Source organism: Campylobacter sp. LMG 7929 (assembly GCF_024723595.1).
Lineage (GTDB): Bacteria > Campylobacterota > Campylobacteria > Campylobacterales > Campylobacteraceae > Campylobacter_D.
The window spans coordinates 17,916-31,284 of the sequence record NZ_JANQCY010000015.1; the positions used below are offsets into that span (position 1 = coordinate 17,916).

At 29.3% G+C, this 13,369-nt stretch carries 16 protein-coding genes; 7 read left to right on the forward strand and 9 right to left on the reverse strand.

The annotated features are described in order from the left end of the window. Positions 1 to 40 precede the first annotated feature (40 nt). Positions 41 to 1,162: a molecular chaperone DnaJ gene (gene dnaJ, locus CAMP5118_RS07060; protein ID WP_263683193.1), complete on the forward strand. Its 1,122-nt coding sequence runs from the start codon at positions 41 to 43 to the stop codon at positions 1,160 to 1,162. On the opposite strand, the gene CAMP5118_RS07065 is transcribed toward dnaJ, so the two are convergent. The 8 genes from CAMP5118_RS07065 to gatC are packed head-to-tail and all read right to left on the reverse strand — an operon-like array spanning position 1,159 to position 7,383. Next, positions 1,159 to 1,941 carry a shikimate dehydrogenase gene (locus tag CAMP5118_RS07065; protein WP_337216955.1) on the reverse strand — a complete coding sequence of 261 codons (783 nt, stop codon included), beginning with the start codon at positions 1,939 to 1,941 and terminating at the stop codon, positions 1,159 to 1,161. The two genes, dnaJ and CAMP5118_RS07065, sit on opposite strands and share 4 nt — an antisense overlap. Further along, positions 1,938 to 2,744 (reverse strand): SPOR domain-containing protein, encoded by an 807-nt coding sequence (locus tag CAMP5118_RS07070; RefSeq protein WP_337216956.1) that lies wholly within the window; start codon positions 2,742 to 2,744, stop codon positions 1,938 to 1,940. The genes CAMP5118_RS07065 and CAMP5118_RS07070 overlap by 4 nt, the downstream gene beginning before the upstream one ends. Positions 2,745 to 2,761: 17 nt before the next feature. Further along, the gene (locus CAMP5118_RS07075) at positions 2,762 to 3,307 is read right to left on the reverse strand and encodes a DUF1882 domain-containing protein (protein ID WP_337216957.1); all 546 of its coding nucleotides are present in this window, start codon (positions 3,305 to 3,307) and stop codon (positions 2,762 to 2,764) included. Further along, the gene (locus CAMP5118_RS07080) at positions 3,304 to 4,545 is read right to left on the reverse strand and encodes a serine hydroxymethyltransferase (protein ID WP_263679599.1); all 1,242 of its coding nucleotides are present in this window, start codon (positions 4,543 to 4,545) and stop codon (positions 3,304 to 3,306) included. Before CAMP5118_RS07080 ends, CAMP5118_RS07075 begins: the two co-directional genes overlap by 4 nt. Continuing rightward, positions 4,546 to 6,048: a lysine--tRNA ligase gene (gene lysS / locus CAMP5118_RS07085; RefSeq protein WP_337216958.1), complete on the reverse strand. Its 1,503-nt coding sequence runs from the start codon at positions 6,046 to 6,048 to the stop codon at positions 4,546 to 4,548. It lies immediately after the preceding gene. A gap of 11 nt (positions 6,049 to 6,059) precedes the next feature. Further along, complete coding sequence (locus tag CAMP5118_RS07090; RefSeq protein WP_039617809.1) at positions 6,060 to 6,515, reverse strand: Fur family transcriptional regulator; 456 nt, start codon at positions 6,513 to 6,515, stop codon at positions 6,060 to 6,062. Continuing rightward, positions 6,505 to 7,074 carry a CvpA family protein gene (locus CAMP5118_RS07095; protein ID WP_263664171.1) on the reverse strand — a complete coding sequence of 190 codons (570 nt, stop codon included), beginning with the start codon at positions 7,072 to 7,074 and terminating at the stop codon, positions 6,505 to 6,507. The genes CAMP5118_RS07090 and CAMP5118_RS07095 overlap by 11 nt, the downstream gene beginning before the upstream one ends. A 21-nt stretch (positions 7,075 to 7,095) precedes the next feature. Continuing rightward, positions 7,096 to 7,383, reverse strand: coding sequence for an Asp-tRNA(Asn)/Glu-tRNA(Gln) amidotransferase subunit GatC (gene gatC / locus CAMP5118_RS07100; RefSeq protein ID WP_263664170.1), 288 nt, complete (start codon positions 7,381 to 7,383; stop codon positions 7,096 to 7,098). A gap of 149 nt (positions 7,384 to 7,532) precedes the next feature. On the opposite strand from gatC, the gene CAMP5118_RS07105 reads away from it, so the two are divergent. From CAMP5118_RS07105 to pyk, 6 genes are all read left to right on the forward strand, one after another. Next, positions 7,533 to 8,078: a hypothetical protein gene (locus CAMP5118_RS07105; RefSeq protein ID WP_337206261.1), complete on the forward strand. Its 546-nt coding sequence runs from the start codon at positions 7,533 to 7,535 to the stop codon at positions 8,076 to 8,078. Next, the gene (locus CAMP5118_RS07110; protein ID WP_337216959.1) at positions 8,075 to 9,070 is read left to right on the forward strand and encodes a hypothetical protein; all 996 of its coding nucleotides are present in this window, start codon (positions 8,075 to 8,077) and stop codon (positions 9,068 to 9,070) included. Before CAMP5118_RS07105 ends, CAMP5118_RS07110 begins: the two co-directional genes overlap by 4 nt. Before the next feature lies 1 nt (position 9,071). Beyond that, entirely contained in the window at positions 9,072 to 9,404 is a 333-nt protein-coding gene (locus CAMP5118_RS07115; protein WP_337216960.1) for a hypothetical protein, read from the forward strand. After that, positions 9,391 to 10,014, forward strand: a complete 624-nt coding sequence (locus CAMP5118_RS07120; protein ID WP_263683203.1) for a type III pantothenate kinase — start codon at positions 9,391 to 9,393, stop codon at positions 10,012 to 10,014. The genes CAMP5118_RS07115 and CAMP5118_RS07120 overlap by 14 nt, the downstream gene beginning before the upstream one ends. A 107-nt stretch (positions 10,015 to 10,121) precedes the next feature. After that, positions 10,122 to 11,468 (forward strand): FAD-dependent oxidoreductase, encoded by a 1,347-nt coding sequence (locus CAMP5118_RS07125; protein ID WP_337216961.1) that lies wholly within the window; start codon positions 10,122 to 10,124, stop codon positions 11,466 to 11,468. Positions 11,469 to 11,480: 12 nt separating this feature from the next. Further along, a complete protein-coding gene (gene pyk / locus CAMP5118_RS07130; RefSeq protein WP_337216962.1) occupies positions 11,481 to 12,932 on the forward strand; it encodes a pyruvate kinase in 1,452 nt (483 codons plus the stop codon). Between the two features lie 7 nt (positions 12,933 to 12,939). Here the strand turns inward: pyk and gmhA are convergent. Beyond that, positions 12,940 to 13,369 (reverse strand): D-sedoheptulose 7-phosphate isomerase (gmhA, locus tag CAMP5118_RS07135; RefSeq protein WP_337216963.1); only part of this gene is annotated, 430 nt, incomplete at its 5' end.

A 13,369-nucleotide genomic window follows, 5' to 3' on the forward strand; every position in this document is an offset into this window, starting at 1 on the left:
TGCTAAAATTACAATATTAATTTTTCAAGAGAGGAAAAAAGTGGAACTTAATTATTATGAAATACTAGAAATTTCCCAAACTTCAGATAAAGAAACCATAAAAAAAGCATACAGAAAGATGGCTTTAAAATATCATCCTGATAGAAATCAAGGAGACAAAGAAGCAGAAGAGAAATTTAAGCTTGTAAATGAAGCTTATGAGGTGCTTAGCAATGATGAAAAAAGAAGTATATATGATAGATACGGAAAAGAAGGGCTTAAAGGTCAAGCCGGTGGTTTTGGTGGTTTTGGAGATGTTGATTTAGGGGATATATTCTCGAGCTTTTTTGGAGATGGATTTGGTTTTGGCAGCTCAACACGTAAAAAAGAAAAAGGAAATAAATATCCTCAAGATTTAAAAATAACGACAAAAATTAGTTTTAAAGAAGCTGTTTTTGGCTGTAAAAAAAAGATCGATTTTACCTATAAAAGTTTTTGTAAATCATGTAAAGGAAGTGGTTCAGAAAATGGAAAATTAGATACTTGTCCTCATTGCGGAGGAAAAGGGCAAGTTGGTGTTAGACAAGGCTTTATGACCTTTGTGCAAAGCTGTGATCATTGTAAAGGTAGTGGTCAGATTATAAAAGATAAATGTAAAACATGTCATGGTAATGGCTATGAAGAAATAAAAGATCATATAGAACTTGATATACCAGAAGGTATAGACAGCGGTATGAGTCTTAGAGTACAAAATAAAGCAAATGAGCTTCCAAATTCTTCTCAAAGAGGTGATTTATATATCAAAATCATCGTAGAAGATGATGATAAATTTATCAGACATGATGATGATATCTATACCATAGTACCTGTATTTTTTACCCAAGCTGCTCTTGGGAAAACTATTAAAGTATCCACTATAAGAGGAGAGGCTGATCTTAAACTTCCAGTCGGTGCAAAAGATAAACAAAAATTCGAATTAGCCAACGAAGGTGTTAAAAATATTCACAATGGAAAATTAGGCTCACATATTGTACAAATTGAAATAAAATTTCCAAAAACGCTTACTGATGAACAAAAAAATCTACTATTGCAACTTGAGAAAAGTTTTGGCTTAGCAGATGAAGAAGGCTTTATAGAACAAGAAAGCTTGTTTGATAAAATCAAATCTTGGTTTAGCCACTAAGGAAGTTTTAAAGCCATTTCCATGGCTTTAAAAATTTCTTCTGTTTTTTGACATTCTAAAAATAACTCAAGAGCAAAAACACCTTGCCATAAAAGCATTTGTGTACCATCTTTTATTTTTAAGTCATTTTCTCTTGCTAATTTTAAAAAAGGTGTATTTTTACCATATATCACATCAAAAGCATATTTGGCATGTTGAAAAATACTTTTTAAAATCTCTTCTTGGCAAGGTAATTTCTCATCATTTAAACCTGCACTAGTTGTATTGATAATCAAATCAAATTTTTTACTTAAATCAAGTTGATTATATAAAAAACATGGATAGCTAGCTAAATTTTCAAATCTAGCACTAGAACGATTTGCTACTGTAACTTCAATATATATAGATTTTAAAGCATATGCTAAAGCTTTAGCTGTACCCCCAGCACCCAAAATCAAAGCATTTTTGATAAAAGAAAAATCCTCAATTGCTTTTAAAAATCCCAAATAATCTGTATTATAAGCATAAATTTTATTATCTTTATTTAATAAAGTATTAGCAGAGCCTATATGTATAACACTTTCATCTTTAAAATCAGCTATTTTACAAGCTGCTTCTTTAAAAGGTATGGTGATATTAGCACCATCTAACTTTTGAACAATCTCTTTTAGTTTTGCTTTATCTTTTAGATGATATCTTGTATAAACTGCGTCTTCTTTGAGTGTTTGCAAGGCATTATTATGCATTCTTGGAGATTTAGAATGCATAATAGGATCACCTATAACTGCAAAAGTTTTCATTTTACTCTAAATGTAAAAGCACCTTTTGCAATTTTAGAACGTACTTTTTCTAATTCGGTCTTTAATTCACTCTCTTTATAAGGTCCAACTAAAACTTTCGTTAGCTCTTTGCCATTTACTGTTGTTTTATAAATTTTATAATCATATCCATTTTCTTTAAGTATATTTAATTCTTTTGATTTAGGATCTAAACTATTTAAAGAAAAAACTTGAATATAAGCACCTGAAGGAAGTTGTGTTTGAACATTTGGTGTTTTGATACTTTCAAATAATTCATTTGTATTGCTTTGTTCTGGAGCTTTTTGTTGCTCAACTATATTATTTTTTGGTTTTTCAGAAGGTTTTTGAATCGGTTTTTCTATAGATTTTTCTATAGGTTTAATCTCTTCTTGTTTTTCTTCCACCTTAGCTGGCTCTTCTTTTGGTTCTATTGTAGTAATTTGATCTAAAACACTATTACTTGGAACTTCTTGCTTTTCTTCTATGGTAGTATTTGTATCATTCAAAGAACTCTCTTCTTTTAATTTTCTAGCTAAAGCTTCAAACTCATCCTCTTCTTTAGCACTATCTGTAATAGGTAAAGAATTAAAATTATTTTCATAACCAGCTTGCTCTTGTGGTTCTGATGGCATTTGTAATGTTTTTTCTTCACCTGGGTCATTAATTAGCTTCATTACTATCATAACAACTAAAAATACAATGATTAAAATAATCGATCTAAGTAAAATTTTTTTAAGTTTTTCACTTTTATTGCTTTTTTGCAAAATTATATCGTCAAATTCGTTTTTATTGTTTTCTTCCATTTTTCATCCTTTCAAAATTACATATGTTTAGACCAAGAAGCACCGCGCTCTTTTTGATAAACTTCATAAGGCAAGGTTAATATATTAAATTCTCTAGGTATATCCATACTAGGAAAAACCTTCCACTCTACTGGCATCTTTTGAGAAAAAAGTAAAGATAGTTTTGAGCCCAAAGAACAAGCCTCGTTAAAAGTTGTATGTCCTTTATGGATATACAAATGTAAATGATTATTAGTTCTTGTTCTATAAGCAGTAAAATTAATAAAACCTTCTTCTCTTAAAACAAGCTGCGCTCTATGCCAAAAACGCTCCGCGTTAAAACCGTTATAATCAAATACAATATTTTCAACCTTATCAAAACTATTGATCAAAGAATGCGCCACAATTATCTTTTTTTCCATATGCTCTTGTATAACACTAGCGGTTAATGGGGTATTAACTTTTTCAAATTTATCAAAGAAAATTCTACCCTTGTATTCGTATTTATTTACTATAGTATCACGCTTTATATAATAATGACTTGTAACCATTTTAATTAAAGCTAAATCCATTGTTGTAATCAAAATAAAGCCCTTTCATAAATAATAAAATTACTTGCTAAATCCTTCAGTTTAACCTTAATTTCCTCTTGTAATTTTGTATTTTGTATATCATCTAAAATATCAGCTATATAATTTGCAACAATAGAAATTTGCTCTTCTTTAAAACCTCTTGCTGTTAAAGCTGCTGTTCCAAGTCTTAAACCACTCGTTACAAAAGGACTTCTAGTTTCACCTGGAACAGTATTTTTATTAGCTGTAATACCTGCTCTTTCTAGCGCTAAATCTGCATCTTTACCACTAAATTCTTTATTTAAAAAGCTTAATAAAATCAAATGATTATCAGTACCACCGCTGACTAAATCATATTTTCTATCTATTAAAACTTGTGCCAAAGTAGCAGTATTTTTGATGATTTGCTTAGCATAAATTTTCCACTCATCACTTAAATTATATTTAAATCCAACAGCCTTAGCAGCAATTACATGCATTAATGGACCACCTTGAATGCCTGGAAAAATTGCAGAATTTATTTTTTTAGCAATTTCTTCATCATTACACATGATAATCCCGCCCCTTGGACCCCTTAAAGTTTTATGTGTAGTAGAACTTACAACATGAGCATAAGGAAATGGACTAGGATGCTCACCCGCTACAACCAAACCTGCAATATGTGCAATATCAGCAAACAAGTACGCGCCAACCTCATCTGCTATTTCTCTAAATTTGGCAAAATCAATCACTCTAGGATAAGCACTAGCACCACAAACAATAAGTTTTGGTTTAATCTCTTTTGCTATCTCTCTAACTTTATCATAATTAATTCTTCCATCAAGCTCAACTCCATAAAAAAAGCTTTCATAAACCTTTCCAGAAGAACTTACTTTAGAACCATGAGTTAGGTGTCCTCCATGGCTTAAATCCATACCCAAAATTCTATCACCTGGATTTAACAATGCCATATATACACCTTGATTTGCTTGTGAGCCTGAATTAGGTTGCACATTGGCAAAATTACAATTAAAAAGTTTTTTACATCTTTCTATAGCAATCGTTTCAATCTCATCAACAAATTCACATCCACCATAATATCTTTTACCAGGATAGCCTTCTGCATATTTATTTGTTAAAATACTTCCCATTACCTCCATAACTTCTGGTATGGTAAAATTTTCACTTGCTATCATTTCAAGACCATCGCATTGTCTTGCTAACTCTTTTTGGGTTAAATCAAAAATTTCTTTATCAAATTTTTCCAACATTTACTCTCCTTTTATCTCATTTTTAAGTGGTCTCATGGCTGGGAAAAGCACTACATCACGAATTGATTTTTTATTAATTAAAAGCATAACCAATCTATCTATTCCTATACCTTGTCCTGCAGTTGGCGCCATAGCATAACCTAATGCATTAACAAAATCCTCATCCATTTCGCATGCTTCTTCATCACCTGCATTTTTTGCTTCAATTTGCTTTAAAAATCTCTCATATTGATCTAGAGGATCATTAAGCTCATTAAATCCATTAGCAATTTCTCTACCTGCGATAAACAACTCAAATCTTTCAGCAATATCTGCATCTTTATCACTTCTTCTAGATAAAGGACTTATAGAAATAGGAAAATCTATCACAAAAGTAGGATCAATCAATTTATCTTCAACATAATTATCAAAAAGTTCAGCTTGTAAATGACCTAATTCCAATTTTTCATTGGCTTCGAATCCATCTTTTTTTAGTTTTTCTAAGATTAATTCTTTATTGTTAATAAGCTCATCATCCAAACCGCCATATTTTTTTAATGCGTCTTTATAAGTAATTCTTTCAAATGGCTTAGAAAAATCAATTATTTTTTCATCAAATTCAAGTTTTTTATCTAATTTTAATTTATCTAAAAGCATAGCAAAAAGCTCTTCTGTTAAATCCATTAAATCATGATAATTATGATAAGCCCAATAAAACTCGATTGTAGTAAATTCAGGATTATGCGTTAAATCCATCCCTTCATTTCTAAAACATCTATTAATCTCATAAACCGCCTCAAAACCACCTACAATCAAACGTTTTAGATATAACTCTGGAGCAATTCTTAAAAATCTTTCCACACCCAAAGCATTGTGATAAGTTACAAAAGGCTTTGCATTTGCTCCCCCTGCAATAGGATGCATCATTGGTGTTTCAACTTCCAAAAATCCTTTGTTATCAAAAAAAGATCTAATATAAGAAACTATTTTAGAACGCAAAATAAAATCTTTTCTCACCTCACTATTCATAATCATATCAAGATATCTTTTTCTATATCTTTGCTCAATATCTGTCAGCCCATGATATTTTTCCGGTAAAGGCACTATAGCTTTTGTAGCTATTTGAATTTGTTCTACATGAAGACTGAATTCTCCTGTTTTTGTCATAAAAGGAAAACCTTTAACCAAAACAATATCCCCTACTTCAAGATATTTTTTTAAAATGGCAAAGTATTCTTCCCCTAAAATGTTTTGATTAAAGTAAATTTGTAAATTATCTTGCTCATCTTCTATATTAGCAAATACTGATTTACCAGCTATCCTAAGAAGCTTTAATCTTCCTGCTAATACTCCATGAGCATTTTCATCACGCTGATTTTCTATATCTTTAATATAGATGAATTTAGCCTTATATTCACTTATACCCATTTCTTTTTTTAAAAAGTGTGGATAAGGGTTGATTCCTAGTTCTTTTAACTCTTGCGCTTTTTGAATTTTTTGTTGCTCTAAAATATTATCAAACATTAAATATACCTTTATTTTTTACTACATTGTGGACATAGGCCATAAAGTTGCATTAAATGTCCTGTTAATTTAAAATTATATTCTTTTGCGATTAACATTTGTTGCTGTTCGATAATAGGATTTTCAAATTCTACAATCTCACCACAACTTTTACAAATCAAATGATCATGGTGAGGTTTATTTGCAAGTTCAAATTTCTTCCCTGAAGCACCAAAAGATATAGAAGTAGCCATACCAGATTCTTCTAATAAATTTAAAGTTCTATAAACTGTTGCAATGCCTACATTTAATTCGGGATTTTTTTGCTTTATTTCTACGTATAGACTTTCTGGAGTATAATGCATATCGCTATTATATAAAGTTTTTAAAAGCACTTCTCTTTGTTTAGTATATTTTAGACCATTATCTTTAAGTGTTTTTTTAAAACGCTCAAGCAAAACATCATATTCTATATTTTCAATTTGCATTATTTACCTCCGAATTTAGACTTAAATTAGAATCTATAATTTGTTCTTGTATTTTATCTAAACCATTTTGAGTAAAATCAGTATTCATTATAAAATCACCTGTTTGTCTAAGTAGATCTAATGTATAGCTATTTTTAGCATATTTTTCTAAGCTTGCATTTAAAAATTCTATATTATTAATACAAGCCACTAAAATTGCAAAAATCAAAAATATTTTAGCACTACCAAATAAAAATCCACCTATACGATCTATAAAACCAAGACCACTCATACTAAAAATCTTTGATAATATATTTCCCAAAGCCATACAAGCTACCCAAATTACAATTAACAAAACCAAAAATCCCGCAAAAATCGCAAGATTTTCGTTTTCAATTGCATAAAAATTATTATTAATAATTTCTGCTACTTCTTTAGCATATCTTGAAGCAAGTAAAACCCCGCCAACTATGCCTAATAAACCAAAAATTTCCTTAAATAAGCCACTTACCAAACCTTTTAAACCTAAAATCGCAGTTAAACCTAAAACAAATACATCAAACCAAGAAAAATTTTCCATCTATATTAAACTCCAAATATTTTATTCAATTATCTTAGGGACTATAAAAAATCCATCCTGAGAATTTGGAGCATGTTTGCTAAGCATATCTATCACATCAGATTTTCTACTTTCATCTAGTCTAAATGGAGTTGCAGCATTTGTAGTGCTAGTCATAGCTTCAACATCATCAAGTTTTAGCTCATCTAATTTTTCTACAAAATTAACAATCTGACTTAATTGTTCTTCCAATTCTTGTCTTTTATCATCGGCAATTTTTAAAGCACTTAGCTTTTCAAGTTTGGTTAATAATTTATCATCAATTTGCATAATTTACCTTAATCTTAATTTTTAACTCAAGAAAACTCTTTTTAGGTTAAAAATTATAACATAAAATCATTTATTTTTTCATTTTTATATGTTACAATTATAGACTTAAAACAATAAATAATGTTTATTCTTGCTAAAAAAGGGAAAATATGGCTTTAAAAGAAAACCTAAAAGCGGTTCAAGCGGAATTAAGCTCTCAAGAGCAAATGATGGAAAATTTTATCAAATCTGAGCGCTTTATAAAAAAATACAAATACTATTTCATTGTAATCATTGTGCTTTTAATCGCATATCTTAGCGGAAGTTATTTTTACAATCTAAAACAAGAAAGTAATATTCAAGAAAGTAATATAATTTTTAACAACTTATTGAAAAATCCTTCAGACCAAAAATTACTTGAAGAATTAAAACAAAAAAATGCAAATCTATACACCATATTCATGATGAATCAAAACAATCAAGATCTTAATCAAACTTTAAGTCTTAACATAGATCCTTTGTTAAAACAAATAGTGCTTGCTCAAAACAATCAAAAATCAGACTTTTTGAAAGATTATAATACCTTATTGGTAGGTTTTGATTTTCTAAAACAAAACGATTTTAAAAATGCAGATATAGAATTTAATAAAATACCTATAAATTCTCCCTTATGGCAGATTATTACAAGCTTAAAACATTATCAAGGAATAAAATGAAACACTTTTATTTATTTATCATTACTTTAATATTTTTTAGTGCTTGTGGCACAAAAAGGGAGTATTACCAACCAACGCAAGCAGAACAGCTTCCTTATAGCTCTCAAAGTATTAATGGTAAAATTATAAATTTCAATAACAATATAGCACAATTAAGCAATAATTCCTTTATAGATACTATGGGAAATATTATTAATTTTAAACTAGATAAAAATTATCATATTATAAATATGCAACAAGAAGAGGTTCTTATTGGCGATGATAATGGAAATTTTAAGATTTTAAATTTACAAGGTGATGAATTATTTTCTCATAAATTTAATGAAAGTGTAGTGAGTGCAAGTATAGATGGAGATGATATAGCTTTAATTTTAGCTAGCAATACCTTAGTATATGCAAATAAAAATCTTGGTATTAAAATGCTTCAAAATATTGGCACAGCCTATGCTCAAGATAGTCGTTATGCTAATCCTTATTTTTTAAATACCATTATTATATATCCTATGCTTAATGGAAAATTAGCCATACTTAATAAAAGCACACTAAAAGTGAGTAAAGAAATTTTAGTAAGTAGTGAGGAATTTTTTAACAATATCATCTATCTTCATGTTAAAAATGATACTATGGTTGCTGCAACTGCACAAAAAATCATCGTTGTTACTCCAAATAGAACCTTATATTTAAACGAAAATATTAAAGCAGTAAACACTAATGATAATGAAATTTTTGTACTAACAAAAGATGGAAGAGTTATTAAAAATGATTATAATCTTAGAAAAATCGATGAAGTAAAATTTCAGTTTGCTCTGTTTTCTAAAAGCACCTTATACAATAACTCTTTGTATATTTTTGAAAAAACAGGTTATTTGATCAAGCTAAATACAAATTTGAAAGATTATACAGTATATAAACTAAGTGAAGCCGTTGATAAAAAAAGTTTTATGGCTAATGGTAAATTTTTCTTTCAAAATAAATTTTTACAATTAAACTAAAATGAATCAAGAGCTTAGTGATATTCTTATAAAATATGGGATTGTTTTAAAAAATACTAAATCCTTAGATATCCATGCTTTTAGTAAAAAGAAAAAATTAATTTGTATTTATGGAGAGAATACAAACAAACAGTGTTGTTTGATTTTATTTTCTTTTGCAAAAAGTAAAATTTTAACAAAAGAATGTCTAGAATTTGAAAGTATTTTTCAAAATATAAACCAAACTCTAAACTTAAATTTTCAAAATTATTTTATATTTCACCAAGCTTTAATTTGTTCTAAAGCAAAAGAATATCTAGCTACCAAAGGGATTAAAAATTATGCTTTTATGTGATATTGGTAACACAACCGCTAGTTTTCTAAATGAGCAAAAATTTTATTCTATGAGTATTGAGCAGTTTTTACAATACGAACCTACACAAAAAGTATTTTATATCAATGTAAATCCAAATTTAGAGCAAAGATTAGAACAAAATCCTTTATTTATCAATCTTGCCTCATATTTTAATTTTGATACTATTTATGAGAATTTAGGGGTTGATAGAATAGCAGCATGTTACACTATAGAAGATGGTGTTGTAGTTGATGCGGGTTCTGCAATAACCGTAGATATTATTTCTAATTCTATTCATCTTGGGGGATTTATACTCCCAGGTATTGAAAGCTATAAAAAGTCTTTTTCCAATATTTCATCACGTTTAAGATACGAGCTAAACACACAGATTAATTTTGATGCTTTCCCTCAAAGAACCGTTGATGCTTTAAGTTATGGAGTTTTTAAAAGCATATATTTACTTATAAAAGATAGTGCATATGATAAAAAATTATATTTTACAGGCGGAGATGGGCAATTTCTTGCAAATTTTTTCGACTATGCAATTTATGATAAATTTTTAATTTTTAGAGGTATGAAAAAAGCTGTTTGTGAAAATTTTATACTTTAAAATTTATTTCTATACCCAAGCACTTGAAATTATAAAATTTATTTACTCAAAACAACTATATTTTGATATTATTAGCAAAATCAAACACACAAAAGGAATTGATAACAATGGATCAAAAACATTTTGATACCGTGGTAATTGGCGGTGGGATTTCTGGTGCTGCAGTATTTTACGAGCTGGCTAGATACACAAATATTCAAAATATTGCTTTGTTAGAAAAATACAATAGCGCTGCAACTTTAAATAGCCATAGCACAAGCAATTCACAAACTATCCACTGTGGTGATATAGAGACAAATTACACTTTAGAAAAAGCAAAAAAAGTTAAGACAACAGCAGATATGATTGTAAAATATGGTCTTTTGCAAAATGCACAAAATAAGTTTATGCACTCACACCAAAAACTCGCACTTGCAGTTGGAGACAAAGAATGCGAGTATATGAAAAATAGATATGAAGAATTTAAAGAATTATATCCTTATATTAAATTTTATACTAAAGATGAAATTAAGCAAATAGAACCTAATGTTGTATTAGGCGAAGATGGCATAAATGATAGAACCGATGAAGTAGTAGCTATGGGTGTAGAAGCAGGAACGGTTTATACTACAGTAGATTTTGGCTTGATGAGTCAAAATCTTATAGAGCAAGCTTGCAAACAAGGAAAAAATACTCATGTTGCCTATAATCAAGAAGTTGTGTTTATAGAAAAAAAAGATGATATTTTTTATATTAAAACAAAAGATTTTAAAGAATATAGTGCGAAATCTATTATAGTAAATGCAGGAGCGCATTCTTTATTTTTGGCACATAAAATGGGCATAGGATTAGATAAATCTTGCTTTCCGGTTGCAGGAAGTTTTTATATGTCTAAAAGAAAAATTTTAAATGGTAAAGTTTACATGGTGCAAAATCCAAAACTACCATTTGCTGCGCTACATGGTGATCCTGATTTATTAGCTAATATGAATACACGCTTTGGCCCTACTGCTTTAGTTATTCCTATGTTAGAAAGATATCATGGTTTTAAATCGCTACCTGAATTTTTCAAAACATTAAATTTAGATATGAATGTAGTTAAAATTTGTTTTAATCTTTTTAAAGATTCTACTATTAGAAATTATATTCTTTATAATTATTTGTTTGAAATTCCTTATATTAACAAAAGACTTTTTGTAAAAGATGCCAAAAAAATAGTTCCTAGTTTGAAAACAGATGATATATACTATGCTAAAAATTTTGGCGGAGTACGCCCTCAAGTGCTTGATAAAAAGGCAGGAGAATTAATGCTTGGAGAGGCAAGTATTACTGAAATTCCAGGTATAATTTTCAACATGACCCCAAGTCCAGGTGCTACAAGCTGTCTTGGTAATGGTTATAGAGATGCAAAACTTATTTGTCAATACTTGGGTGCTAATTTTAATGAGGATTTATTTACTAGTGAACTACTATAAAAAGGATAAAAAATGCTAAAAAAAACAAAAATAGTTGCAACGATTGGACCAGCAAGTGAAAACGAAGCTACGATAAGACAAATGATTATTAATGGGGTAAATGTTTTTCGTTTAAATTTTTCACATGGAACCCATGAGTATCATAGTCAAAATCTAACTACTATTAGAAAAGTAGCAACTGAACTTAATGCAAGAATTGGAATTTTACAAGATATTAGTGGACCAAAAATTAGAACCTTAAAAATTCCAGAAGCTTTTGAATTAAAAAATGGAGATAGACTAGACTTTTACAAGGATACTTTTGAAGGAGAAAAACTTTCTAATGAACATTATAAAGTCTGTATTAATCATCCTGAAATTCTTTCAATGCTAAAGGTAGGAGAATACATCTATCTTTGTGATGGCTCCATCAAAACTAAAGTAGTGCAAGTTGAAAAAGATTTTATCCAAACCCAAGTAGAAAATAGCGGGGTGCTTAGTTCAAACAAGGGAATTAATTTTCCTAATACAAAAATTAATATCGATGTTATCACCCAAAAAGATAAAGATGATCTTGCATGGGGTATTAAAAATGATGTTGACTTTTTAGCCATCTCTTTTGTACAAAATGCTCATGATATTGATGAAGTTAAGAAAATACTTGATGAAAATAATGCCAAAATTGCTATTTTTGCAAAAATAGAAAAATTTGATGCTGTTGAAAATATCGATGAAATCATAAATTGCAGTGATGGTATAATGGTAGCAAGAGGGGATTTGGGTATTGAAGTGCCTTATTATAGAGTGCCAAATATACAAAAACTCATCATTAAAAAAGCCAATGAAGCTAATAAACCTGTCATCACTGCTACTCAAATGCTTTTTTCACTTGCAAAATCCAAAACTGCCACAAGAGCTGAAATTTCAGATGTTGCTAATGCTGTGCTTGATGGTACTGATGCGGTTATGCTTAGCGAAGAAAGTGCGGTAGGGATTGATCCGGCAAATGCAGTTGATATTATGACTCAAACCATTATAGAAACAGAAAAAAACTATCCTTATGAAAAATTTGAAACCTTTAAATGTTTCAATGAAACCGATATTATTGCTAAATCAAGCACACAACTAGCAACCGATTTAAATGCAAATGCAATTTTTACCATCACAAGTAGTGGTGCTTCTGCGGTTAAAACAGCAAGATATCGTCCAAAAATGGATATCATAGCTATTACTCATTCTAAAAAAGCTTTAAATTTTTTAAGTATAGTTTGGGGAGTTCAACCTGCTATATTAATAGAAAAACATGAAAATTTAACAGAGCTTTTAAGCAATTCTGTAAAACTTGGAGTCGAAAAAGGCCTTATGAAAAAAGATGGAGTTTATACTCTTACTGCAGGTTTTCCAATAGGTGTTGCAGGAAGTACAAATTTAATTAGAATTTTACAAAAAGATCAAATTGAATATTATTTAAGTTTGGAAAAATAACCCAAACTTAATATTCTTCTTCTATCAAATCACATAAACAATGTATAATTAAAATATGCATTTCTTGAATTCTAGCTGTATCATCGCTTGGAATAACTATATTATGCTCACATAATTTATTCATCACTCCACCACCCTTTCCACTGAGTCCTATACACTTAGCACCAATTTCTCTAGCTTTTTCAAAAGCTTTAATCACATTTGGACTTTTTCCACTAGTAGAAATTCCAATCAACACATCATTATCACTAGCTAAAGCTTCAACTTGTCTTGAAAAAACAAATTCAAAACCATAATCATTTCCTATAGCACTTAAAGCAGAAGTATCAGTGCTTAGAGCAATAGCAGCTAAAGCCTTTCTTTCTTTTTTATATCTTCCGCTAAGTTCAGCTGCAAAATGCTGGCTATCTGCAGCGCTTCCACCATTTCCACAAATT

Coding starts and splice junctions, on each gene's coding strand:
- lysS (WP_337216958.1), bottom strand. CDS start 6,048: ATGTTTGATAATATTTTAGAGCAACAAAAAATTCAAAAAGCGCAAGAG.
- gatC (WP_263664170.1), bottom strand. CDS start 7,383: ATGCAAATTGATGATAAATTATTAACCAAACTTGAAAAGCTAAGTGCT.
- CAMP5118_RS07095 (WP_263664171.1), bottom strand. CDS start 7,074: ATGGAAAATTTTTCTTGGTTTGATGTATTTGTTTTAGGTTTAACTGCG.
- CAMP5118_RS07110 (WP_337216959.1), top strand. CDS start 8,075: ATGAAACACTTTTATTTATTTATCATTACTTTAATATTTTTTAGTGCT.
- CAMP5118_RS07125 (WP_337216961.1), top strand. CDS start 10,122: ATGGATCAAAAACATTTTGATACCGTGGTAATTGGCGGTGGGATTTCT.
- CAMP5118_RS07120 (WP_263683203.1), top strand. CDS start 9,391: ATGCTTTTATGTGATATTGGTAACACAACCGCTAGTTTTCTAAATGAG.
- CAMP5118_RS07070 (WP_337216956.1), bottom strand. CDS start 2,744: ATGGAAGAAAACAATAAAAACGAATTTGACGATATAATTTTGCAAAAA.
- CAMP5118_RS07090 (WP_039617809.1), bottom strand. CDS start 6,515: ATGCAAATTGAAAATATAGAATATGATGTTTTGCTTGAGCGTTTTAAA.
- CAMP5118_RS07080 (WP_263679599.1), bottom strand. CDS start 4,545: ATGTTGGAAAAATTTGATAAAGAAATTTTTGATTTAACCCAAAAAGAG.
- pyk (WP_337216962.1), top strand. CDS start 11,481: ATGCTAAAAAAAACAAAAATAGTTGCAACGATTGGACCAGCAAGTGAA.
- CAMP5118_RS07105 (WP_337206261.1), top strand. CDS start 7,533: ATGGCTTTAAAAGAAAACCTAAAAGCGGTTCAAGCGGAATTAAGCTCT.
- CAMP5118_RS07115 (WP_337216960.1), top strand. CDS start 9,072: ATGAATCAAGAGCTTAGTGATATTCTTATAAAATATGGGATTGTTTTA.
- CAMP5118_RS07065 (WP_337216955.1), bottom strand. CDS start 1,941: ATGAAAACTTTTGCAGTTATAGGTGATCCTATTATGCATTCTAAATCT.